The organism is Paenibacillus sp. NRS-1760 (assembly GCF_050467785.1).
Lineage (GTDB): Bacteria > Bacillota > Bacilli > Paenibacillales > Paenibacillaceae > Pristimantibacillus.
Genome location: NZ_JBITPK010000007.1, coordinates 249,481 through 274,146, shown reverse-complemented (window position 1 = coordinate 274,146; position 24,666 = coordinate 249,481). Strand labels below are relative to the sequence as shown.

At 44.8% G+C, this 24,666-nt stretch carries 19 protein-coding genes and 1 pseudogene; 14 read left to right on the top strand and 6 right to left on the bottom strand.

The genetic code is table 11. The annotated features are described in order from the left end of the window. Nucleotides 1–14 precede the first annotated feature (14 nt). The 10 genes from deoB (at nucleotide 15) to ACIFSR_RS05225 (ending at nucleotide 12,874) form a co-directional block, all read left to right on the top strand. Entirely contained in the window at nucleotides 15–1,214 is a 1,200-nt protein-coding gene (deoB, locus tag ACIFSR_RS05270; protein WP_339206547.1) for a phosphopentomutase, read from the top strand. Nucleotides 1,215–1,234: 20 nt separating this feature from the next. After that, nucleotides 1,235–2,272, top strand: a complete 1,038-nt coding sequence (locus tag ACIFSR_RS05265; RefSeq protein ID WP_339206548.1) for a BMP family lipoprotein — start codon at nucleotides 1,235–1,237, stop codon at nucleotides 2,270–2,272. 72 nt (nucleotides 2,273–2,344) lie between these two features. Then, nucleotides 2,345–3,880 carry an ABC transporter ATP-binding protein gene (locus tag ACIFSR_RS05260; protein ID WP_430055532.1) on the top strand — a complete coding sequence of 512 codons (1,536 nt, stop codon included), beginning with the start codon at nucleotides 2,345–2,347 and terminating at the stop codon, nucleotides 3,878–3,880. Continuing rightward, entirely contained in the window at nucleotides 3,873–4,943 is a 1,071-nt protein-coding gene (locus ACIFSR_RS05255) for an ABC transporter permease (RefSeq protein WP_430055529.1), read from the top strand. The genes ACIFSR_RS05260 and ACIFSR_RS05255 overlap by 8 nt, the downstream gene beginning before the upstream one ends. Nucleotides 4,944–4,946: 3 nt before the next feature. After that, on the top strand, nucleotides 4,947–5,900 hold the full coding sequence (locus ACIFSR_RS05250) for an ABC transporter permease (RefSeq protein ID WP_430055526.1): 954 nt from the start codon (nucleotides 4,947–4,949) through the stop codon (nucleotides 5,898–5,900). Between the two features lie 15 nt (nucleotides 5,901–5,915). Further along, nucleotides 5,916–7,202 (top strand): NCS2 family permease, encoded by a 1,287-nt coding sequence (locus tag ACIFSR_RS05245; protein WP_339206554.1) that lies wholly within the window; start codon nucleotides 5,916–5,918, stop codon nucleotides 7,200–7,202. A gap of 204 nt (nucleotides 7,203–7,406) precedes the next feature. Further along, nucleotides 7,407–8,648: a molybdopterin-dependent oxidoreductase gene (locus tag ACIFSR_RS05240; RefSeq protein WP_430055523.1), complete on the top strand. Its 1,242-nt coding sequence runs from the start codon at nucleotides 7,407–7,409 to the stop codon at nucleotides 8,646–8,648. Between the two features lie 131 nt (nucleotides 8,649–8,779). Next, nucleotides 8,780–9,637: an alpha/beta hydrolase family protein gene (locus ACIFSR_RS05235; protein WP_430055521.1), complete on the top strand. Its 858-nt coding sequence runs from the start codon at nucleotides 8,780–8,782 to the stop codon at nucleotides 9,635–9,637. A 103-nt stretch (nucleotides 9,638–9,740) separates the two neighbouring features. After that, a complete protein-coding gene (locus ACIFSR_RS05230; RefSeq protein WP_430055518.1) occupies nucleotides 9,741–10,589 on the top strand; it encodes a sulfurtransferase in 849 nt (282 codons plus the stop codon). 545 nt (nucleotides 10,590–11,134) lie between these two features. Continuing rightward, nucleotides 11,135–12,874, top strand: a complete 1,740-nt coding sequence (locus tag ACIFSR_RS05225) for an ABC-F family ATP-binding cassette domain-containing protein (RefSeq protein ID WP_430055515.1) — start codon at nucleotides 11,135–11,137, stop codon at nucleotides 12,872–12,874. A 127-nt stretch (nucleotides 12,875–13,001) separates the two neighbouring features. Here ACIFSR_RS05225 and ACIFSR_RS05220 read toward each other — a convergent pair whose 3' ends face one another. The 3 genes and pseudogenes from ACIFSR_RS05220 to ACIFSR_RS05210 all read right to left on the bottom strand — a co-directional run bounded on the left by ACIFSR_RS05220 (nucleotide 13,002) and on the right by ACIFSR_RS05210 (nucleotide 14,292). Further along, nucleotides 13,002–13,376: a hypothetical protein gene (locus ACIFSR_RS05220; RefSeq protein ID WP_430055513.1), complete on the bottom strand. Its 375-nt coding sequence runs from the start codon at nucleotides 13,374–13,376 to the stop codon at nucleotides 13,002–13,004. A gap of 323 nt (nucleotides 13,377–13,699) precedes the next feature. Then, a pseudogene (locus tag ACIFSR_RS05215) lies at nucleotides 13,700–14,050 on the bottom strand (FGGY-family carbohydrate kinase); the annotation flags it as partial. Then, on the bottom strand, nucleotides 13,996–14,292 hold the full coding sequence (locus ACIFSR_RS05210) for a hypothetical protein (protein WP_430055510.1): 297 nt from the start codon (nucleotides 14,290–14,292) through the stop codon (nucleotides 13,996–13,998). The pseudogene ACIFSR_RS05215 and the gene ACIFSR_RS05210, both read right to left, overlap by 55 nt. A gap of 193 nt (nucleotides 14,293–14,485) precedes the next feature. Between ACIFSR_RS05210 and ACIFSR_RS05205 the strand changes: the two genes are divergently transcribed. Continuing rightward, the gene (locus ACIFSR_RS05205) at nucleotides 14,486–15,292 is read left to right on the top strand and encodes an aminoglycoside phosphotransferase family protein (RefSeq protein WP_430055507.1); all 807 of its coding nucleotides are present in this window, start codon (nucleotides 14,486–14,488) and stop codon (nucleotides 15,290–15,292) included. Nucleotides 15,293–15,428: 136 nt separating this feature from the next. Here ACIFSR_RS05205 and ACIFSR_RS05200 read toward each other — a convergent pair whose 3' ends face one another. Continuing rightward, nucleotides 15,429–16,031: a TetR/AcrR family transcriptional regulator gene (locus ACIFSR_RS05200; RefSeq protein ID WP_430055504.1), complete on the bottom strand. Its 603-nt coding sequence runs from the start codon at nucleotides 16,029–16,031 to the stop codon at nucleotides 15,429–15,431. Nucleotides 16,032–16,231: 200 nt separating this feature from the next. Here ACIFSR_RS05200 and ACIFSR_RS05195 point away from each other — a divergent pair, with 200 nt between their 5' ends. Further along, on the top strand, nucleotides 16,232–16,969 hold the full coding sequence (locus ACIFSR_RS05195; RefSeq protein ID WP_339209485.1) for an SDR family NAD(P)-dependent oxidoreductase: 738 nt from the start codon (nucleotides 16,232–16,234) through the stop codon (nucleotides 16,967–16,969). 428 nt (nucleotides 16,970–17,397) lie between these two features. On the opposite strand, the gene ACIFSR_RS05190 is transcribed toward ACIFSR_RS05195, so the two are convergent. Further along, nucleotides 17,398–18,477: an NAD(P)/FAD-dependent oxidoreductase gene (locus ACIFSR_RS05190; RefSeq protein ID WP_430055501.1), complete on the bottom strand. Its 1,080-nt coding sequence runs from the start codon at nucleotides 18,475–18,477 to the stop codon at nucleotides 17,398–17,400. A 354-nt stretch (nucleotides 18,478–18,831) separates the two neighbouring features. Between ACIFSR_RS05190 and ACIFSR_RS05185 the strand changes: the two genes are divergently transcribed. Continuing rightward, nucleotides 18,832–20,649, top strand: a complete 1,818-nt coding sequence (locus ACIFSR_RS05185) for a family 43 glycosylhydrolase (RefSeq protein ID WP_430055499.1) — start codon at nucleotides 18,832–18,834, stop codon at nucleotides 20,647–20,649. A 433-nt stretch (nucleotides 20,650–21,082) separates the two neighbouring features. Here ACIFSR_RS05185 and ACIFSR_RS05180 read toward each other — a convergent pair whose 3' ends face one another. Further along, nucleotides 21,083–23,359, bottom strand: coding sequence for a DEAD/DEAH box helicase (locus tag ACIFSR_RS05180; RefSeq protein WP_430055497.1), 2,277 nt, complete (start codon nucleotides 23,357–23,359; stop codon nucleotides 21,083–21,085). Nucleotides 23,360–23,826: 467 nt separating this feature from the next. On the opposite strand from ACIFSR_RS05180, the gene ACIFSR_RS05175 reads away from it, so the two are divergent. Further along, nucleotides 23,827–24,666: an aminoglycoside phosphotransferase family protein gene (locus ACIFSR_RS05175; protein ID WP_430055495.1), complete on the top strand. Its 840-nt coding sequence runs from the start codon at nucleotides 23,827–23,829 to the stop codon at nucleotides 24,664–24,666.

The window sequence follows — 24,666 nt, the reverse complement described above, 5'->3', positions numbered from 1 at the left end:
AATGAGGTGTATTTATGAAATTCGAGCGGATAAGCGTGATTGTGCTGGATAGTGTTGGTATCGGTGAATTACCGGACGCTGCAGCTTTCGGAGACGAAGGCAGCCACACCTTAGGACATATTTGCGAGCAAGTACCGGACATGAAGTTACCAAATCTTACAGCTATGGGTCTAGGTAATATTGCACCACTGGCTACCATCTTGAAAGCGGATAAACCTCAAGCATGTTATGGCAAGATGGCGGAGGTATCGGTAGGCAAAGATACGATGACGGGTCATTGGGAACTCATGGGACTCGAAGTAAAGGTGCCCTTTCAAGTTTATTCCGATGGATTTCCAGCGGAATTGATTGAGAAGTTCGAAGCCTTGACCGGTCGCAAGGTGATTGGAAACAAGCCGGCTTCTGGAACTGAAATTTTGGACGAGTATGGAGAAGAGCAGCTCCGAACGGGCGCATGGATTGTTTATACTTCCGGAGACAGCGTATTCCAAATCGCAGCTCATGAGGATGTTATTCCATTAAATGAGCTATATCATGCATGTGAAATTGCGCGTGAGCTAACTTTGAATGATCCTTATGTAGTTGGCCGAGTCATAGCAAGGCCTTACATCGGTGAGCCGGGAGCTTATAAACGTACACCTAATCGGCATGATTATGCACTCAAGCCTTTTGGAGAAACCGTGCTTGATCATCTGAAAAATGAAGGCCTCGATGTTATTTCGGTGGGGAAGATCAACGATATTTTCACAGGGCAAGGAATCAATGAATCCTATCCAACAAAGAGCAATTTGGATGGCATCAAGGCAACGATCAAGCTGCTTAATCGGCCTTTCCACGGATTGTTATTCACAAACTTAGTTGATTTTGATTCTTTATATGGCCATCGTCGCGATCCTAAAGGATACGCTGCCTGCCTTGAAGAGTTCGATCAGTATGTACCAGAGCTTATGCAGCAAATGGGGGGCAACGATTTACTTATCATTACGGCTGATCACGGCAACGACCCAACTGCGCCAGGAACGGATCATACCCGTGAATACGTACCTATCTTGATCTACAGCCCATCGTTAGCAAAGGATAGCATTTCTATAGGCATAAGAAACACATTTGCTGATTTAGCTGCAACGATTGCAGAAAATTTCATGGTCACTAAACCAGCTATCGGGGAAAGCTTCTTGGAATTGTTAGTAAATCAAACCAATAACGAGGAATAAAACATTAGGGGGAATTTACAATGAAAAAAACAATGAAAGCATTATTGCCTTTAATACTGATTTTTACGTTAGTGATAACAGCATGCGGTCAAAAAAGCGATACGGGTAACGCAGGGGCTGCAGGTACAGATAATAAACAAGAGCTTAAAAAGCTGAAAGTCGGAATGGTTACTGACCTTGGCAGTGTAAATGACAAATCCTTTAACCAAAGTGCTTGGGAAGCGTTGCAGAAATTAAAGAAGGACTTTGGTTTTGAAGTGAAGTACCTGGAACCAAAAACAGATGGCGATGTTGTTCCTAACTTAAATCAATTTGTTAAAGCAAACTATGATTTAACATGGGCAACTGCCTTTACTTTAGCAGATGCAGTAACACAGCTATCCAAAGAAAATCCAGATAAGATGTTTGGAATTGTCGATTCTGACCTTGTGCTGCCGAATGTAGCCGCTATTTCTTTTAAAGAGCAAGAAGGTTCGTTCCTTGTTGGGGTTATCGCAGGTTTAACGACAAAAACAAATAAAATCGGCTTTATCGGCGGCATGGATATTCCCGTTATTAAACGGTTTGAAGCGGGCTTCCGCGAAGGGATAAAAGCTGTAAATCCAGATGCGAAATTAATCGTTAACTATACAGGGCTATTCAACCGGGTAGATATGGGGAAATCTGCAGCTTCTACCATCTATAACGATGGTGCAGATATCATATTCCATGCAGCAGGACTAACAGGCAATGGTGTATTTAATGAAGCGAAGGAACGCAATAGCAAGGGCGGAAAAGTATGGGTCATTGGCGTGGATAAAGATCAATCTTTAACCTTCGGAGATGATGTTACATTAACTTCGATGATCAAAAAAGTAGATGAGGCTGTTTACCAAGCTTCAAAAAAATTAGCTGAAGGCGATTTCCCGGCGGGTAAAGTGACATTAATGGGCCTCAAGGAAAATGGAGTCGATATCGCTCCAAATTCGAAAACTAATGTAGCGCCGGAAGTTCTTGCCAAGGTCGAGGAATATCGCACGAAAATCATTAATGGTGAGATCGTCGTACCGGAAAAATAATGCGATTTCGTCCCCTCTTCTATCATTGTCCTAGATAGGGTGAGGGGACGAATATTTTGGGGAGGGTCTTATATGACTAAGACAGATGTCGTGTTAGAGCTGAAAGGGATAACCAAAAGATTCCCCGGCGTAGTCGCTAACGATTCGATTAGCTTGCAGCTAAAGCGTGGAGAAATTCATGCTTTGCTCGGGGAAAATGGATCAGGGAAATCCACCCTAATGAGTATCGTATTCGGATTATATCAGCCAGACGAAGGCGAGATTCATGTAAATGGAAAGCATGAGCTGATGGATAGTCCAAACAAGGCAATTGAGCTCGGGATTGGGATGGTGCATCAGCATTTTAAATTGGTAGAGCCTTTTACGGTAACGGAAAATATCATTCTCGGAATGGAACCCAAAAAGGGGATGAAGATTGATATTAAAGGAGCAAGTAAAAAGGTTAAAGAACTATCTGAACGTTATAAGCTTGATGTTGATCCAATGGCAACCATCGAATCGATCAGTGTAGGGATGCAGCAGCGCGTAGAAATTTTAAAAACACTATACCGTGGAGCAGATATTCTAATCTTTGATGAGCCTACGGCTGTGTTAACTCCACAAGAGATCACAGAATTATTGGCTATTATGAAGCGTCTTGTCGCTGAGGGCAAATCTATTATCCTCATTACTCATAAGCTTAAGGAAATTATGGAAATAGCAGATACTTGCACCATTATTCGGCGCGGTAAGCGGATTGAAAGTGTGGAAGTCGCATCGAGCGATGCACAGCAATTAGCGGAAAAAATGGTAGGCAAAGAAGTTAATTTTAAAACTGCAAAAAGAGCAGCTAACCCGAAAAAAGCGTTATTAGAAGTGAAAAATTTGGTGGTTACAGGCAGTAACGGCAAGGCCGCTGTTAATAATCTCAGCTTCTCCGTACGGGCGGGCGAGATTGTCGGTATTGCTGGTGTAGACGGCAATGGCCAGTCAGAGCTAATCGAAGCTTTAACAGGTATGCAAAGCATACGTTCAGGTGAAGTTTGGCTGCAAGGCAAAAGCATCGCCAATCTTGCTCCGCGTACGATTTCAGAAGCGGGAATGTCACATATTCCGCAGGATCGGCATAAACATGGACTCGTTCTGGACTTTTCTGTCAGTGAAAATACAATTTTGCAAACGTATTATCAACCAGAAATAAGCAAGCATGGTTTTATTAATAAGAAAAAGATGGATGACATGGCAACGCGGTTAGTGAACGAGTTTGATATACGCACACCAGGCATTGATACATTCGTTCGTTCGATGTCAGGAGGAAACCAACAAAAAATCATTATCGCACGCGAAATCGATAAAAATCCGCAGGTCTTGATTGCGGCTCAGCCGACACGAGGGCTGGACGTAGGCGCGATTGAATTTGTGCATCAGCAGTTAATCGCAGAACGTGATCAAGGCAAGGCTGTTTTGCTGATTTCGTTTGAATTGGATGAAATACTCAATGTAGCAGACCGTATTCTGGTCCTATTCGGCGGACAAATGGTTGGAGAAACCACGCCAGAAACAACAAATGATCAGCAATTAGGAATGATGATGGCAGGCAAGCATGAAGGAGAAGGCATCCATGAATAAAATAATGAGTATTTTCAAACGGGAATCTGCACTTATCCCTCTTGTTGCCATTGTTATGGGTTTGCTATTAGGCGCCATTATTATGTGGATCGGCGGCTACGACCCCGTGCTGGCCTATAAATCCCTAATCGATAAAATATTCGGCAGCCGTTACGATTTTGGAGAAGCTATGCGTACGATTGTACCGCTTATGATGAGCGGCTTGGCCGTAGCGATCGCTTTTCGTTCTGGCATGTTTAATATTGGCGTAGACGGTCAGATTATTATGGGATCGCTCGGCGCCTTAATAGTAGGCACACAGTTTAGTCTGCCACCTGTGCTGCATGCGCTGCTGGCTGTCCTAGTTGGCGCCTTGCTTGGCGGAATGTGGGGAGCGCTTGTGGGTTATATTAAGGCAAAACGTGGTATTAATGAAGTGATTACCAGCATCATGCTTAATTTTATTGCGCTTTATTTGGCGAATTATATTATTCGGACGTTCATCCCGCAAGCAGGTACCCAACGATCCGCCTTGATCCATGACTCTGCCAGTATTCAAATTAGCTGGCTCTCTGAGCTGATGGATGGCGCACGTATCCACTGGGGATTTTTGATTGCGATTATTGCGGTTATTTTTTACCACATCTATTTAACCAAGACCACATGGGGTTATGAGCTGCGGGCAGTTGGGCTTAATTCTGATGCTGCAAAATATGCAGGAATGAAGGTTTCGAATGTTATGGTTCGTACCATGTTTATTTCAGGCGTATTTGGCGGTTTGATTGGTACCTTTGAAGTGTTAGGCGTGTTCAACTATGTGGCTATCAACTCGGTTTCATCTGGTCTAGGTTTTGATGGTATAGCTGTAGCTTTGCTTGGCGGCAATAGCGCACTTGGCGTATTCCTCTCCGCGTCTCTCATTGGGGGCCTTACCTATGGTTCACAAGGCATGAGCTTTGGTGCAGAGGTGCCAGGCGAAATTATTCGGATGATTATTGCATTTATTATCTTTTTTGTTGCTGCACCAGGCATCGTTAAGTTGCTTTTCCGGACGATTAAACTAAAATCAAAGAAGAAGGTGTGACAGATGGAGGTAATTGGCAATTTACTAAATGGGACGCTCGTATTCTCAACTGCCCTTATCTTTGCTGCACTCGGTGGACTCATTTCCGAACGCTCGGGAGTCATTAATATTGGACTGGAAGGGTTTATGGTATCGGGAGCCTTCTTCTCTGCAATAACGACTCATTATGCGGAAATAGCGGGTTTTGGCGGTTTCTCCCCATGGTTAGGCTTGCTTGGAGCCTTCCTATTTACCATTATTTTTTCTAGCATTCATGCAGTCGCCTCGATTACATTTAAGGCGAATCAGGTTGTAAGCGGAGTTGTTATCAATATTCTCGCAGCAAGCTCAACGTTCTTTTTCGTAAAATTACTTTTTGACGGCTCAGCAGAAACACCGCTTCTAACGACTGTATTTCATAAGGTGACGATTCCTTATTTAAGCGACATTCCGTTCATTGGCAATGTATTCTTCAATGCCTACCCGACTACGTATATTGCCATTGCATTAGTCATCACCCTATTTTCTTATTTGTTTAAGACCGCAGGTGGACTAAGGCTTCGTTCTGTTGGTGAACATCCAAGCGCGGCAGATACGGTTGGAATAAAAGTAAATCGCACGCGCTACATCGCTGTTATTTTGAGCGGATCACTTGCAGCTCTTGGCGGAGCAACGATTGTTCTTACCTCAAATGGCAACTTTGCTTTTAATACCATTTCTGGACAAGGCTATATTGCGCTTGCGGCTGTTATTTTTGGAAAATGGAATCCGATAGGCGTGATGCTTGCTTCACTATTTTTTGGTTTAGCCCAAGCAGCAAAGGACCAATTGCAAATCTTTGATTTTGCTGCTAGCATTCCAAATGAGTTCTTCTATATGTTTCCATACGTCTTAACATTACTCGTATTAATTGGAGCAGTAGGGAAAGCTCGTTCACCCAAAGCATTAGGGGAACCCTATGATGTTGGGAAACGATAAAAGGTGGTTATACACTTGGGAAGTCGATTGCAGAAAATGTTCCATATTGAAAAAGAAAACACGACGGTACGTACGGAGTTAGTTGCAGGAACAACTTCATTTATGACGGTTGCCTATATCATTGCGGTCAATGGAGCCATCTTGCAGCTAGCCGGCATGCCTTATGAAGCAGCTACGATTGTTACAGTAATCTGCTCTTTTATCGGTTGTATGCTGATGGCGCTTTGGGCGAAGTCACCGTTAATTCTCGTGCCTGGGATGGGAGACAATGCATTTTTTGTTTTCACATTGGTATTCTCGTTAGGACTTACGTGGCAGCAAGCACTTGCAGCAGTATTTTTGGCGGGTATTGTATTTATGTTAACTGCGGTAACGAAAGGGGCCGACTATTTATCGCGCTCGATCCCGACGTCGATGATTAACGCCATGACCGCCGGTATTGGTCTTTTTATTGCTTTTCTAGGCTTGAAAAATGGGGGGATCATCGTTGCGAGCGAAGGAACTTTCGTTACTTTGGCTAAGCTGAGTGATCCTTATGCCCTAACGACGATATTGACTTTATTGATTGCGATTCCGCTTTTCATGCGAAATGTAAAAGGCAGCTTTTTAATTGCTATTATCGCAGGTACAGGCATTGGTGCGCTGCTTGGTATCGTCGATTTTTCAACATTACGTGATTTTAGTATTTCCTTTAATGGGTACGGAGAGTTGTTTTTTGCCTTGGACTTTAGCGGGATCGGCACGCTTAATTTTTGGACAGCCGTTTTTTCGCTATCGATGGTCATTATTTTTCAAAATATGGGCGCCCAGCTTGGGATGCTTCCAGACAAGGCTAAGTTCCGCAGGTCTTTTCAGGCTAACTCTGTATCGGTTATAAGTGCAGGTCTTCTGGGTTGTAGTCCGATGACGACAGCAGCTGAGTCTGCAACAGGCATTGCATCAGGCGGGAGAACGGGGCTAACCTCATTTACAACGGGAATTTTGTTTATTCCTGCTTTGTTTATGATTCCGCTTTTCAAAATAATCCCAAACAGTGCAATTGCGCCTGTACTCATCATTGTTGGCTGTCTTATGTTCCAGAGCATTAAGGAGATTCCGTTCAACGATTTTACAGAAGCTTTTCCTGCTTATCTGATGATGGCAATTATGCCGCTATCCTTTAGTATCGCGAACGGGATTGCGTTTGGTTTCATTGCCTACCCAATTCTGAAGCTGGTCACAGGCCGAAGAAAAGAAGTATCGATAACGATGTACGTCATCGCATTTTTCTTCTTGCTTTATTTTATTTTGGGATCGATTTAAGATGGAATTGTGGAAAAAGTGGAGATACGATATGTAGGATTTAAATACATCGCTAAGTAGGCAATAGGCCTTGAGCGGTGTATTTTTTTATGTTCTGAATCAACAGGGAGTTATTGCTTAAGCTAGAGTCGTATCGGCGTCTCAACAGCGTTATAATATGGATATAAGATGTAATACAAAAAACGTTACGAGGAGGCTTAGCCGATGAGTGGACTGTTGGAGCGTCTTCGCAAGGGTTATGGTAAAAAGCTCGTTTCGCTGCATGCTTGGAACGGCTGGATTGTCGTTATTTTGGCACTAACAGGGCTTATACTGGTGGGCGGCTTCTGGCGCGGCGTTCTTGGGGAGGTTCGCGTTTGGATAAAGTGGGCACATGTCGTTGTCGGTATAGCATCCATCCTGCCTGTTGTCTATTATCTGGCGCTGGCGGGCAAGCATTGGAAGCAGCTGAAGCAAAAGCCTTGGCAAAGATTTAACGTACTCGTCGTGTTAGGCTTATTGCTGGGCTGGTTCGGATCAGGCGTGCTGCTGTGGCAGTTTAGAGCCGTCGGGCCAAGCGTGTCTAATGTGGCATTGGTCATCCATGATCTCCTTACATGGGTTGGGCTTCCTTATATCATTTATCATTCCATCACGCGGGTCAAATGGCTGAAAGAGCCGAATCGACGTACCGTCAAAAACGAGCAGAAGGAAGAGGGCGTCATCCATCCAGCGGGAGCGCCTCAGCCGGTGTATACGCGCAAAGCGTTCATTCGTGGTGCAATTGGCATAGGCTTGGCTGTTACGATCGGGCCTTCTTTTCTAAAATGGCTCGGGAACTCGCTTGGAAGTGTAGGCGGAAGCCAGAGCATCGATAAGCTGATCGAAAATGATGCCAATATGCTTCTGCCAGCGCCGGAGCCGCTGCCTGCTTCAGCCCCGCCAACGGGTGGCGGAGCTGTTGGACAGTTCCGTGTATACACGGTAACGCCGATTCCCTCTTTTACAAATGCGGATTGGAATTTTACGATAGACGGGTTAGTCGATAAGACGTTTAAGTGGGATTGGAAACAGTTTGTGGCGCTGAAGCGAACGGTGCAGGTCAGTGATTTTCACTGTGTGACCGGTTGGTCCGTTTACAAAAACACGTGGGAGGGTATTCCACTTAAAGAATTGTTGAAAATGGCGGGTGTACAGTCCGGTGCGGAGACGGTGAAGCTGTACTCGGGTGATGGTGTATATACAGATACCCTTACACTTGAGCAGGCCGACATGGATGATGTAATGGTGGCGGTCATGCATGATGGGAAGCCGATCCCGAGTGATCTCGGCGGACCGGTTCGTCTCATTGTACCGAAAATGTATGCCTATAAGTCCGTAAAATGGTTAAACCGAATTGAGCTGATTAAAGGCGAGCATGTGGGGTACTGGGAAGCTCGTGGATATGCGAACGATGCGTGGGTGTAGTTTTTTTGTACTATTTTACAGGTAATCCAACCTCTATAATGCACGTTGGTGATATGATCAGGGTAGATATGGTATAAACTGAGTGAATAGCTGCTATAGAATGAAATATGGTGACGGGGAAGGTGCTGTTATTGAGTAATGGGAGTATTTTGCATCAGACATTTACGTTGGAGCTGGACCCGGGAGTGTATGTAAGAGGCGATATAAGAGTGAAGGAAGATGGGGGACGCAAACCGGTCCTCCTCTTTGTGCATGGTTTTAAAGGGTTCAAGGATTGGGCGTTCTTCCCTTATGCAGCCGAGCAATTCGCGGGTCAGGACTTTGCGGTAATTACGTTCAACTTTTCGTTTAACGGCGTTAATGAACATGATTTTGACGAGCTGGATAAGTTCGGGATGAACACCTACACGCAGGAGCAAAAGGATTTGTCAGCTGTGCTTGCAGCATTGCTCGAGGGCAAACTTCCGCTTGATGAACAGATGGATAAGCAGCAAATTTTCATAGTAGGGCATAGCCGCGGCGGAGGGAATAGCGTAATATTCGCAGCCGAGCATCCTGAAATTCGCGGCGTAGTAACATGGAACGGAATAGCGAAGGCAAATCTGTTTGGAGAAGATTTCCGCGAGCAGGTATTGCGGGATGGGGTAGGCTATGTGACGAATGCAAGGACAAAGCAGGAAATGCCGATTAACGCTGCGTTTTTTGAGGATTTGGATCGGAATCGAATGCGCTTCGCTATCACAGCTAAAGCGGCGTCACTTCGAACACCTGTGTTATTCATTCAAGGAACGGGGGATGCTGGGCGATTGCTTACAGGATACTATCTGCTCCAAGCTGCTGCTCCGCAGCATCGTTTTTCACCGCTGGAAGGAGCGAACCATACTTTTGGAGCGGTGCATCCTTTTGCAGGGACGACGGATGATCTGGAGAAGGCGATTGAAATAACGGGAGCGTTTTTTGCGCTGCTGCTTCAGCGCCCGTCGGAGTGATAGAGCGGAGTGTTTTGATGAAGAGAGCGTTAGATGATCATCTAGAAATGATTGATATGCGAGCGGCAGGGCTATTTTAGAAAAAGTAGAGGAGATGGATGAGATGACCTATTTTAAAAAAGCGGATTGGGTGCTGGAGCAGCTTGGTATGAATGGGACGGTAGTTGTGGATGCGCGCTACGCGCTTAACGATTCCGAAGCGGGTAAGCGATCGTATGCAGAAGCTCATATTCCAGGTGCTTATTACTTAAATCTAAGCGAGGATCTCTCCAGTCCAAAGCGTCCGAATGGAGAAGGCGGTCGTCATCCATTGCCCGAGCCGCGGGTGCTAGCAGATATTCTTGAACGGATTGGCATTGGCAATCATACGACAGTTATCGCATATGACGATCAAGGTGGCGCGATGGCATCCCGTCTGCGCTGGCTGCTGCAATGGCTTGGGCATGATGGACAGGTCTATCTAATAGAAGGCGGATTCGCAGGCTGGCAAGCGGCGGGGTATCCGGTTAGCACGGATGTCCCTTTTTTAATAGAAGGAATTAATTTTAATGTAAACGTTCGTGATGAGATGCTGGTTAGCCAAGCGGATGTAAAGGCACGAGTCGGCAAAGCTGGAACGGTGGTCATCGATTCCCGTGAAGCCCCTCGCTATCGCGGTGAAGTAGAGCCGCTTGATCCTAAGGCTGGACATATTCCAGGAGCGATAAATCGCTTCTGGAACGAAGGCAAACGCGCCGACGGCAGCTGGAAATCACCGGAGGAGCAGAAGCTTCGCTTCAATGGATTGTCACAGGACGATGAGATTATCGTGTACTGCGGCTCAGGCGTGACGGCTACGCCGAACGTTTTCGCTTTGCAAGACGCAGGCTTCCGCAATGTGAAGCTGTATGCGGGGAGTTGGAGTGATTGGAGTTCCAGTCCTGAAAATCCAGTTGCCACTGGCGACGAATAGAACGCTTAATCAGCATAGTAGTATGCAACTTAGTGTACATCGCCTATGTGGCGATGTACTTCTTTGCGTTGTGCTTGGGGGTATCGAAGTCAACACGGAGTCAACCATTAACTGCTGAAAGTACTTTGCAAAGTTTTTATTGTACATCTCGAATCAAGTATGAAAAAATTGCCGGTGATATGATCAAAAGGAATGGAGGGAGGCTTTTCAGCTCACCCCTGCAGCCTACCAAAAAGCTCCTCGGCCTATTCCGTTGGCTATTCGTCAGGAGGTATTCTCGCCTTATCATTACTTGATCAAGGAGCGAGACATAATGAATAAGGTACATTTACAACCGGCAGAGATCAAAGTCGAGTTCATTCCGGCGCTTTTATGAGGACAGTTGAGGAGGTAGCCTGGAACTTTGCCCCCCGCCCAGGGATGGGAATACAAATCAATTGTAGTTGATTGTAAACAGTGTTACTCTAACAAAGGTAAACTCAAAACCTATGCTCTTCAATACATCCAATAATAGTCACCATTTTAGTTATAAGAAAGGTAATACTATGATAAAAGTTGAAAACTTATCCTTCTCATTTCCGCAAAAAGAACTATATAACAGCATTTCGTTTACGTTAGAAGAGGCACAGCATTGCGCTTTTATAGGAACAAGTGGCAGTGGGAAAAGTACATTAATTGATATATTGATGGATCCAGAAAGATATATGTTCGAGGGCATATTGGAAATAGATCCGACTTGCAAAATAGGGTATGTAAGTCAATTCTCACAACTAGACAGAACGAAAGAAACAACAGTTTTTGAATATATAGGGGAAAAATTTATTAAGATACAAAATGAAATAACATCTATTTGTACTGAAATGGAAACATCAGCGGATATTGATTCGTTATTAGAACAGTATCAATTAGCTTTAGACGCATTTGATGCAATCGGTGGGGATGATTTTGAAAGCAACATTAACAAGAAACTAAATCAAGCAAACCTCATGAAGCTAAAAGATGTTAGGGTATCTGACCTGAGTGGCGGGGAATTCAAACTTATTCAAGTGATGAAGGAAATGCTTAATAGTCCAGACTTAATGATTATGGACGAACCAGATGTATTTTTAGACTTTGAAAACCTAAATGCGCTTAAAAATCTTATTAATTCTCACAAAGGAATACTGCTAGTTGTTACGCACAACCGATATCTATTGAATCATTGTTTCAACAAAATTATACACCTTGAAAACACGGAAATCCAAGAGTTTGATGGGCGATATATTGATTATAACTTCTCATTACTTCAGACTAAAGTGGAGTTGCAAGAACTCGCAATCGCTGATAATGAAGAAATTAAGAGAAACGATAAAACAATCGTTAATCTTAGAGTTATCGCAACTTATAATTCACATGCATCTAGAGGGAAAGCGTTAAAAGCTAGAGTTAGGTTTCAAGAAAGATTAGAAGCGCGTAGAATTAAAATGCCATTTGTTGATATTAAGCAACCGAATATTAGTTTTGGTATTAATAATGAAATTGAAGACACCATTGTTGTAAATGTTAATAATTATAGTGTTGCCTTTGATGAGTTGCTTTTAGACAATGTTAACTTTGAGATAAAATCGACAGATAAAGTAGCCATTATTGGTGCGAACGGTACCGGGAAAACGACTTTACTCCGAGATATCTTTAAAAATAATCATGAATCAATTGAAATAAATGCTGATGTTAAAGTGGCTTATTTAAGTCAGATTCAAGGCGAAATGCTAAAGGATTCTAATACCATACTAGAAGAATTCATCGATGCTGGGTTTAAAACTTATGATGAGGTTAGATCGTATCTTTCAAACTATGGTTTTGAAGGAGAAATCGTTTATCAAAAGATAGAAGCTTTATCTGGTGGAGAAAAAAACTTGCTTCAATTAGCTAAAGTTTCAGCCAGTAAAGCAAACGTATTGCTTCTTGATGAACCGACAAGCCATTTAGACACCTATACACAAATCGCACTGGAGAAAGCCATTGAAGACTATAAAGGCGCGATTCTCATGATTTCTCACGATTTCTATACTGTTGTAAATGGTATGGATTATGTTTTAATCATTGACGATAAGTCGATTAGAAAAATGAGTATGCCAGAATTTAGACAGATGATTTATGCTAGTCATTTTGATAAAGGCTATCTAGAAGCTGAACAAAATAAAAAATCAGTTGAAATGAAAATAGAATTGGCTTTAAAAGATACTAATTTTGAACTTGCAAAAGTATTGGTTGATGAACTTGAAGAGCTGATTAAGTTGCTTTAAATGAAAACCCTTTGATTGAATAAGCCGCCATGCAGCCCTAGGGTCATGGCGGCTTATTGTGTATATTCGAATTCAACCTCAAGTCAACAACGCCGTTCTGACATTTGCCTTGAAAGTACTTACGTAATTATAGAAAATTAACCTTGACTATATCCCTGCCGATGAGAGTTCCCCAACGGTCATAAACCGATGCATCAATATTGTAAGTTCCGCCTGCCAGCACGAGCTTTGTACTATTTGTTAACGTATGATGAATGTCGTATCCGCTGGTCGGCACGTTGAGCAAACCCGAATAGTAGGTCCTTGATCCGTTGTTTATCTCCTGTATACGGAACTCGTACTTGTAACCTCCAGTAGGCTTTGTAATACCGATATAATCCGGAACCGCGCCGAAGCTATTCGGATACGGGTTAAACACAAAGACCCCATTGGCCGCGCTCGCTTGGGAAGCGATCCCGAGCAGCAAACCGATGACCATGACAAGCGAAAATATCTTCTTCATTATTCATTCCTCCTAGTAAGGTTCGTCTTACCCGTTCCGGCCGAAATGGGTATGTACCTTTGCAGAGAGCTCTCGCAATGAATATATCATCAATTAACAGAAGTAACTATATTTAGAATTTTGAATTGTATGTCTATTTCTATCGGATTTTTTTCTATTAAAAGGAGGTTGCCCATCGTGGGCAACCTCTTGTATATGCTTGGTTTTACAGCGATTCGCTATTCAAGTACCCAATGAATACATATGCTGAGGATTCCATGCTAAACCTGCAGATCGGTGCATAATACGCACAACGTGTGAAATCGGTACACGCTTCTCATTTCTCATTTTTTCCAATTTTCCACCAAATGATCTACCGCTGCCTGCTCAATTGCCAGCCCTTCCGTGTAACGCTCCATAAACAAGGCAAAGCCATTCACATCTGCGCTGTCAGGATAAACCTCTTGTCCTTCTGCATTATGGAACACTTTATTGGCAAGGAAATCAGCCAAGCCCTCGTGCTGTTCCTTAATAACCATATAGGATGTCAAAATTGCCATCCCCCATGGGCCGCCCTCACCAGCCGTAGACATGACCGAAACAGGAACATTCAGTGCTGCGGCACATATTTTTTGACCGACTAGCGGCGTTTTGAACAATCCGCCATGCGCCAAAATACGATTTTTTGCAGTGTTACGTCATAAGTATTCTCAACCTCTTGCTGTAATTGGTGATAGGTTTCTTGCAAACCATTAATCATTTCATTGAGATGGTAGGTCCAATAACCGTCAATCAATTGATTTTCCCACTCATAGCTGCTGGAAGCGATTGTTTCAAAATTGTAATCAATCCGTACAGCCTTAATTCGTGTGGATCCAAATTCGATGCCAAGCGAGGTTTCTCCCCTGACTGGTTTGTTCCACTTTTGATCGTTCACACTCCTTTTAAACTCTAACTATCTTATTTCGTAGTGACTACCATGGAGCAACCATCCTAATCACAACTTACGTTCACGAAAAGGGTTCAGGGTTTTAAGTCACGAATATAATATATCTGCCAAAAATTCCTATAGCTGGTTTGGTGAACTAGGATTAAAGAGAAATATCATAGAAATAAGTAGGTGAGGCATAGTGACTCAGGAAGAAGTGTTAAAAGGCGGAAATGTTAATCACATTGTCCGTAGGGAAAATACTGTTCTCCGTCCCACAGGTTATTGGAGCCCGTGTGTTCATGAGCTTCTTAAACATCTAGAGAAGCAAGGCTTTGAGGGAGCACCAAGTTTTCTCGGAATCGACGATTCTGATCGTGAAATACTAACATTCATTTCAGGGGAAGTTCCAGGGAATGAGTACCCTGAGCTTGAGCCTTACATGTGGTCGGATGAAACGCTTGTAGGTTTAGCACGTCTTTTACGCCAGTTTCATGATGCGACTGAAGGATCAACTCTCATGAAGAAGAGTAAATGGCAGCTTAGTTATGTCAACGAACGTGAGCACGAAGTGATATGCCATAATGACGCTGCATTGTACAATGTGGTCTTTCAAAAGGGGATTCCTGTGGGACTCATTGATTTTGATATGGCTGGTCCAGGTCCACGTATGTGGGACATTGCTTATTCTCTCTATACATCGGTTCCGCTTGCGAGCTTCGAGCCTGACCATTCTTCGGGAAAAACGGTGAAGTACCAATCGGATATACACGCTACGGAGCGCCGTAAACGAATTCATTTGTTTTTTGAATCGTATGGAACTCCCGTCCCCAATGAACTGTGTCAGTGGATTATTCAACGATTGACTACAATGTGCGATACGTTGAGAAATGGTGCTGCCGAAGGGAATGTTGCCTTTAAAAAAATGGTTGATGAGGGACACTTGGCTCACTATGAGAGCGAGATTCGATTTGTAGCAGATCATTTCAATGATTGGATAAAGAACTAAATATTACGTTAACAGTTCACGATAAAACATATCGAGATCAAAGAAAGGGCCATCCCGCAAAAGGATGGCCTTAAAACTTGCCGTTATAGATATTGAAGTGAACCGTATCAAAGGCACCTAGTCGGGTGCCTTTTGATTATTTTCCTACATACTTAACCGAATAAATATGCGTTTTCGTTAAATCAATCACTTCCTGAATAAATCCCTCCCGAGATTCCTTGAAATCAGTCTTGATCCAATTCAGAATGAGTCCGTAAAAGCCATAGGCTGTATAACGCTTAAAATAATCCATGTTGACGGGGATGTTATTGATCGTTTCAAAAATAAATTGTTCCTTATAGATCTTTAGAATGGTTTTAGGGAATCCCGTGTGCAATCCTGGTAAAGTATCATCGTATTTTATCAGCTCAAAAAAATCCCGGTGTTGATAAATGTAGGAAACGATATTAAAGGACGGTGCGTTGAGTCTTTCCGTGTATACTTTGTGTCCATGAACATATGGTTTTCCTACGGAATCTTCCAACCCCTGAAACATAGAAGTAAGTAAATCTTCAGCTAATTTAATTTTATCTTGGTAATGTACATAGAAAGTACTACGGTTATAGGAGGCTGTATCTACAATGTCCTTTACAGAAACCAGATGGTAACCCTTCTCTTTTATTAGTTTTATAAAGGCTGATTTTAGATGTTCTTCTGTTCGATTTCTTCGCTCAGATGTCACGTTTTGTTCATCACTCATAAAAATATCTCCTCGCAAAAAGACGATTTTGATGTAAGTGTCTACTAGTTAGACATATATTAATACTTTAATGATTGTTAAATGTGAACAAAAAACTACAATTAAGATGAGAACAAAATAGTACAAATATTTATTAATGAATGTTAATTAATAAAAACACAAATAGTACTATTAAAAATATTGTACTGGAGGATTCATCGATGGGCAAACTACAAAACAAGGTAGCTGTGATTACTGGGGGAGCATCCGGAATCGGTGCAGCTACAGCACGTTTATTCGTTTTAGAAGGAGCCAAAGTGGTTCTTGTTGATTTAAATGAAGAAAAAGGAAAGGCGTTCGAGAACGAGTTAAAGGCGCTTAATGCTGAAGCATTATTTATTAAAGCAAATATTACAAGTGAAGAAGAAGTCGCCAATATCTTCAAACAAACCGTTGAAGCCTTCGGCAAAGTGGATGTTGTATTCAACAATGCAGGGATTGGGCGCGTTCATCCTTCGCATGATTTGGAGTACTCCGAGTGGCGCAACACAGTAAATGTCGACTTGGATGGCGTCTTCCTGGTAGCACGTGAAGCCATCCGCGAAATGTTAAAAATGGGCGGAGGTACGATAGTAAATACGGCGTCTATGTACGGCTGGGTTGGTTCGCCCGGCTCGGCAGCCTATAATGCGGCAAAAGGCGGCGTGATTAATTTGACTCGCTCTCTTGCTCTTGAATATGCAGAACAAAATATCCGCATTAACTCATTATGCCCAGGTTTCATTGACACACCCATTATTCCCGAAGAAAGTAAACAAGTATTAGCCGGACTCACTCCGATGAAGCGCCTCGGTAAAGCGGAAGAAATGGCAAAAGCCGTACTTTTCATGGCATGCGATGACTCATCATTTATGACTGGAAATAGCTTAACCGTTGATGGCGGATATACAGCTCAATAACAGTTCTAAACATGCAGTGATTAGCATGACCAAAGTTTCAAGCTCAAAAATGGGAAAATTAGGATAAAGAGTAGCCGTTATTACATGAGCGGCTCAAGGCATGGGCGCTATGCATGCACGTGAATTTGTCGAAGAGGATGCAAAGGTTGTCGTCATAGACATCAAAATCAGGCCGGCCAACAGCTGGCAGATGAGCTAGGCAGATAGATTTCTTACAGTGAGAATTCTATTGCGACTGGAGAAGAGTAGAAGGCTTAAGCAGATATATAGTATGTAATTTGGAGTACATCGCTCATGTGGCGATGTACTCTTTTGCGTTGTGCTCAGGAGTATCGAGGCCAACGTGAAGTCAACGAATGGGGTGAATGTACTTAAAAAAGGCAACGTTGATTTTGGGAAGCTTTGTATTCTACATTCTAGCACCCAGCTCACGCGCGAGAAGCATCGGGAACATCCTTCGAGTGGTCCGAAAATCGGGAGAGTCGACAGGGGTCTAATTCACTTCTAGATTCCCGATCGAGTATTTCACTTGCAGCCAGATGAGCAATCAGCGGCGCCAGCGTAATCGCAGAATGCATCACCGTCAGATAAAGTCCCTTTATGTGATCGTGGAAGCCCACGATCGGATAGCCGTCTTCAGGCATGGGTCTCATCCCGACCTTTATACTTTCCAGTTCCAGTTGATTTCCGTCCTTCAGACTGCGACGCAGCGTGTCGAACGCTCGCTTACCGACCGCCTCGGGTCCGTTTTCCTCCGACTCGTCGATATAATCTTCCGCAGCCAGCAGTACATGATCTGTCAGTTGACGCGCTTCAAATTGCGCATTTGAGATTAATGTGCGTATCAGTTTATTCGTAGTTTTCATCTGAATTAGAATGGAAGGCGACGACGTTACCGGCACGTGACAACCTAAGGGGGCGCAAAGTTCGGGTATGCCTGTACCTGCGGCCATTACCACGACATCCGACTCCAGAAAACCCTTGGACGTATGGACGCCGACTAAGCGGGAATCTTCTTGATGCAGCTGTGTAACGTTGGTGCCGAACTGAATCTTTGCTCCGTACTCCCGCGCTTTGCTGAGCAACAGCTCCGTTACCCCTATAGGGTCCAACGCACCTTCTTCGCTGACAAACATCGCATCATCCGGATATTCTTTCAGATTCGGCTCCAATGCCTCAAGCTGCTCTCGGTTTAATTTTTGAAAGTGGAGTTGCTCCCTTAGGGGCGGAGTGCCCCAAGTCAGCGCCCCATGCCAATGAATGTTCAGTTCAGGCAGCTCTTGCTGAAGCGCATGATATTCTTCCAAAGCTGCATCGTACAAATGCCAGTATTCTGGAGCCACCCTATGAGTCGTATGTATCCAGGCAAAAGATTTTTCAGTGACTTCACGCGCCGCGGCGGGGTGTCGTTCTATTACGGTTACATCTTGATTTCTTTTAGCCAGATGATAGGCCATTGACGCCCCGACAATCCCTGCGCCAATAATCACGATTTTTTGTTTATTCAATTATGACTCCCCCTCTATCACCCTAGTGTAACATAGGCGTCATGATAATCAGACGTTATTACATATTCAGGAAGCTGGAGTGATTGGAGTTCTGTAGAGGGAATCTGTTTGTTTGGGGGATACAGCACTCATCGATTTTCATGAAAACGGTTCCAATAGGCTAAGAATGACTGGAAAAGTTTAAAAATGTCTCACTACATACTAGGTTGCTCATACGGTAAGCTAGTAGTAGTCCTTATATTTACAGTTCTTCCATTATGAATACTTAGGGGTGATGTTGGAGTCCTCTTCGCTGTCTGGTTGCCAAGCAAGCTAATGGTATAAGCCGAACCTAAGAAATGGGAGGTAACAATTATGCGTAAAAGGTTTATAAGTTTGTTCTTGTCAGTAACGATGCTGCTGTCCGTCCTTATCGGATTCAATTCCTCTACATCAGCCGCGGATCCAATCATCAGTTCTGGAAATCCCATTTTCACTAGTATTTTCACCGCCGACCCTTCTGCTCGAGTGTGGAATGACGGACGTATTTACGTGTACGCGTCACACGATATCTTTCCTTCCAGAGGAAGCGATTTGATGGATAAATATCACGTCTTCTCGTCGGACAATATGGTCGACTGGGTGGACGAAGGAGAGATCCTGAGCGCGGACGAGGTGCCGTGGGGACGGCCGGAAGGGGGCTTTATGTGGGCTCCGGATGCCGCATACAAGAACGGAACCTACTACTTCTATTTTCCGCATCCTAGCGACACGAATTGGAATAGCTCTTGGAAGATCGGCGTGGCAACAAGCGACAAGCCTGCCGAGGATTTCGAGGTTCAAGGGTATATACAGGGGCTTCCTGGCAGCAATTTGATTGATCCTAACGTATTCCGCGACGACAACGGAACCTATTACCTGTATGCCGGGGGAGGAGGTACCAGCTACGGGATGAAGCTTGGTGCCGACATGGTGTCGATAGATGGTCCCGTCAAGCAGTTCACCGAGCTGGAGGATTTCCACGAGGCTACTTGGGTGTTTAAGCGGGGAAGCGTTTATTATTTAATGTACTCCGATAATAATCCTGGCGCGAACCGGATGCGGTATGCAACCAGCAGCAATCCTCTTGGACCATGGACCAACCGCGGCGTCATACTGGATCCGGTATTCGGCAGTGAAACTTCGCATGGGTCTGTTGTGGAATACAAAGGGAACTGGTATATGTTTTATCATAATGCGAAAATTTCCTCGAACGGTACGCTGCGTTCCGTCGCCGTAGATCGGTTGTATTTCAATTCTGACGGGACAATTCAAAAGGTCATACAGACGTCCGAAGGTGTACCGGCTGTTGGACCGCGCTCCACCGCTACCGAGATCAAGTACTACGATTTAATTAACGAAAGCTTTGACGCATATACACAGAAAACGGAGTATGCCATGAATATGAGCAACGTATCCATAGGAGGAGGGGCGACCCGATCCGGTGCAAATGTTGAAAATATGCATACTCAAGGCTCCTACATTCAGTTGAATGGAATCAACGGCGGCGCAGGCGGGAAGGCGCTTCTAACCGTACTCTATTCTTCCGGGGACAGCGGGTCAGCCTTTAAGGTAGATGCGAGCGGCGACACGGCCGGAGACGGTTATTTTCTTTCCCTGCCTGGAACGGGAGAGTGGGGCAATTATACCGGTCGAACCAATCGTCTAATCGATTTGAATTCGGGCACGAACAATCAAATCCGGCTAAGCGGCGGTATGGGAGGAGTCAACGTATCGCGCGTCATCGTATCCTTGATCCCGCAAACGACGCAGGAAGCGGAATATCCGATGAGCGGAACTAACGTGTCCGTAGGGGGAGGGGCGACGAAGTCGGGCGGAAACATTGAAAATATGCATATCCCGGGCTCCTACTTCGAGCTGACTGGGGTTGGCGGTGGGTTGGGTGGCCAAAAGCTTTTAACCGTGGTTTATGCTTCAGCGGACGCCCAAACAACCTTTAAAGTGAACGCCAGCGGCGCCCCGTCGGGGAACGGCTATTCGCTTACTTTGCCTGGCACGGGAGGCTGGAGTGCCTACACCGGTCGGGCCAGCCGCATCATCGATTTGAATACAGGCAACAGCAACGTTATTCGGGTGAGCGGCGGCATGGGCGGAGCTAACGTGAGCCGAGTCATCGTCTCGTCGATTCCGTAAACATGAGTCCGTTAAAATAACAAAATAATTGCTTAATCAATAAGCAGGATGGGGGCTGTGACAGGTTACTGGTTGGTGACCGGTTGCGGCCCTCTTTGGGCTTTCCTTTCAACAGGTTGCAAACAAAGCGAGAAGTGAGTAGTCGCAGAAGGTTCGGAGTCAGTCAAAGTTTAGCGGTCGGTCAGGAGGTTGTTGAACGCTTGTCGCTTTTGCTTCCGTCCATTAACGAACAGGCGCAAGCTTTCATGCGGAGCAATAGTTCGACCGCCATTGACGCCAAAGCGATGGCGTCGATGATCGGTCTACTATTCTGATTTATTATTAAGAAATCCAAGCAGGCAAGGTGGCAAATAAATAGCTTCATTAAAATTAAGCAAGTGTTGTAATCACGAGTGGGCGGCAACGCTATTATCCTTGAAAAAGCTACGCTATATCAAATTTTTGACCACCCGAATACCGGCTGCAAAATCTTGCGAATATAATAAGCCATTATCGTCATTGGGGTCCATGAGCTGCGCTTGTTCTGGATGTATTGATCGTTGATAATATAAGTCCGAGTGGAAGTAGGGCTCTTCAGACCAAACGTTTCCCACTTCGCCGGATCATTCGAACCTTCGAGCCTTACAAGCATATTCTCCGACTCACTATTTATTTTAGCCGGAATTTGCTCGTAGGCTTGGGAGATTTGCACATGAAATTCGTCGATCGGATTGCGGCTAGCAAGGCTCTCCAAGTGGATGCCTTCGCGAATGTAAGAAACGTATGCCAGATGGTCAGCCCAGAACTCGTCGATATAAAAAAGTCGTACCCGCTGCTCCGAAGGGCTCATCGGCTTCTCGCCCTTTAAAATTCCGAGCCTCTCCTCGTATAGAATTCGCCTTTGATCCTCCACCATATCCGAATAACAGTTCAGTTCCTGGCGGATATGAAAGTTTTGCCCCATAGCAACGCGCTGAATATGCGCGATTTTGTTGCGGAGTCCCGGCTTTTCGAGAGCCTCATCCTGCCTCAGATTGCGAAACGCTTTATCGATGCCGAACTGAAGCAACAACTCGTCCTCCAAGCTTACGAAAAGTATGGAAGCTCCCGGGTCGCCTTGGCGGCCAGAACGCCCGCGCAGTTGGTCGTCGATCCGCACGCTTTCGTTCACATGTGTGCCAATCACGTACAGCCCACCCAGCTTGGCGACAGCTTCTGCTTGCATGGGGTTGCCTCCGCCGAGCCGAATGTCGACGCCACGGCCTGCCATATTGGTAGACACCGTCACGGCGCCGATTTCTCCTGCTTTGGCTATGATCTCGGCTTCTCTAGCGTCGTTTTTTGCATTCAGAACATGGCAAGGTACATCGGCAACCGCTAGCGCCTCCGCCAGCATGTCAGACTCCTCGACGCTTGATGTACCAATGAGAATCGGACGACCCGTCGCATGGACGGACAAGATTTCTTTTACAAGTGCCTTGAGTTTGGCTTCTTTATGAGTATAAATTCGGTAAGGATGGTCGATCCGTATGTTTGGCCGGTTCGGCATGATTTGTACGACCTGCAGCGCATAAATATCTTCGAATTCCATTGCGGAGGCGTAAGCGGTAGCCGTCATTCCGCAAATCTTCGGATATAGGCTAAGGAAGTGTTGAAGAGTGATTGTCCCGAGAATTTCCCCGCCGGATATCGACTGCAGCCCTTCTTTGGCCGCAAGTGCAGCTTGCAGCCCATCCGGCAAATGCCTGTTCTCCGCCACGCGGCCTGTATATTCGTCGATCAGCTCGATTTTACCGTTCCGGACGATATAATCGACGTCTTTTTTCAATAACAATTCCACATGCAGCGCGCAATTTAATGACGTTAACAAATGACTATTATGGCTATCGTACAAATTACCGCATCCGAGCAGCGACTCCGCTTTCGCAGAACCTGCTTCATTTAAATATACGTTCCGCTCGAACTCGTCGAAGTCGTAATGCTCTACTTGCTCGAGGTGCCGAGCCACTTCTGCGAAACGAATGCCGTCGTTGCTGGAAGAGCCCGACTCGCCAGCGATGACTAGCGGCACCCTCGCTTCGTCGAGAAGCAGTGAATCCGCTTCGTCGACGATGACGTAGTGGAAAGGACGATGTACGGTATCGGCTTCGCCCAGTGCGATCGTGTCTCGCAAATAATCGAATCCCGCCTCCTTGGCTGTAACATAGGTTATATCCGCGGCGTACGCTTCGCGTTTCTCCGACAGGTTCATGCCCGCTTGAACCGAGTTTATCGTTAACCCTAGGAAACGATAGATTGGGCCCATCCACTCTGCATCTCGATTTGCCAAATAGTCGTTAAAAGTCAGCACATGAACGCCTTCGCCTGTCAGCGCATTTAGATAAGCAGGCATAACAGCAGAGAGTGTTTTTCCTTCACCGGTATGCTGCTCGATCAAAAATCTCTCGTGAAGAGCGATGGCAGCGATGATCTGAACATCGTAAGGCTGTAATCCGAGTGTTCTTTTCGCTGTCTCACAGACTAACGCATAAGCATCGATAAGCAGCTCATCCAAAGGCGTACCCGATTTTGCTTTCTCTCTTAGCCGGAGGGATTCCGCTTGAAGCTGCCCATCGTCCCATGCTTCCAAATTCCGTTTCCTAATGAGCTCCACTTTGTCCTGATAGACTTGCAGTTTATGCTGAGTATCGCGGTCTTTGAATTTTTGCATCAGCTTGGCGGCTATATTCATAGGAATTTAATCTCCCCTCGGTAGAAATTCGTTTAGTTTTGGATAATATTTGTGCTGATCTGTCACCTAATAGGTTTAAATCTACTTCATATAAGCAAAACCATATACTGCACTTAGTTATTGGTTAGAAAATATTGTAATTTGTCCATTGCAAAATGTAAATAATATATTGCATTCCAGTGGCGAGAGTGTCTGAAAATACTTTGATTAAGCTTCGTGTTGAGTACGAATATAGTACATATTTTATCCTCCTAAATTTGTTCGCTTTCAACTAGCTGCAAAACTCGATGGCATTTTGGTAGGCAGATTCCCTTTTTAAGTAGTCAATATGCTCAGCAATGAATGGAATACTATCGTCTCTATTTTTATATTTTCAGGTTAATGGAAGCGTGGTATTATAACGAATAATAGGTTTAATTTCAATTATTTTACAAAATCAGATTGGATAAAGGGGGTAACGCTTTATTATGCTAGGCAAATGCATAGGCATTGGCTCCAGTTGTGAGGTGCATGAGTGGGGCGAAGAGGGAAAAGTAGTAAAGTTGTTTCATGCTGGCACGCCATTGGAAGCTGTTCAGCTCGAATATCGGAACAGTTCTGCTGCTTGGGCCAGCGGACTACCGGCAGCGCGCCCGTTCGAGCAAGTCGTGTGGGATAACCGCCTTGGTATCGTCTTCGAGAAAGTAGTCGGATCGACATTCGTGAATCGTTTTTTTGAACAACTGCATGCTTTTCATGAAATTGATTTTGACGATGTAGACAGCGATTTAAGGAAATTTGCTCGCGTCCTGTATAACATTCATAAAGGAGACATCAGCGGGATCGTTACTGAGCAAAAGGAGCATTTGAAGGTAATCATCGGTAGACCCTCCTTGCTGACGGAAGACGAAATAACTGCCCTCCATGCTTATGTGGATCAGTTGCCTAATAAACGAATGCTATGCCACGGCGACACGAACGTCAATAATCTCATTTTACGAGAAGGTATACCAGTTATGATTGATTGGATGCATACCGTAATCGGCAACCCGGCGGCGGATATCGCGGAAGTTTGCGTGACGATCCTGTATGCTGTGTTGCCCCCAGAAACGCCGCCTGACGTTAACGCATTCTTTGAATTCTCGCGGCAGACAGCTTACCGTATATTCGTCGATGAATATTGCAAGCTGTCTGGCGTGACAGAAGATGAAATATTCCCTTGGTACGTTCCAGTCGCCGCTCGTCAGCTCGCATCGGGTGCCTTATCAGACGTACAAGCGGAAAAGCTCGTTGCTTTGATTAGGGATAAGCTCAGTATCGTGCTTTAG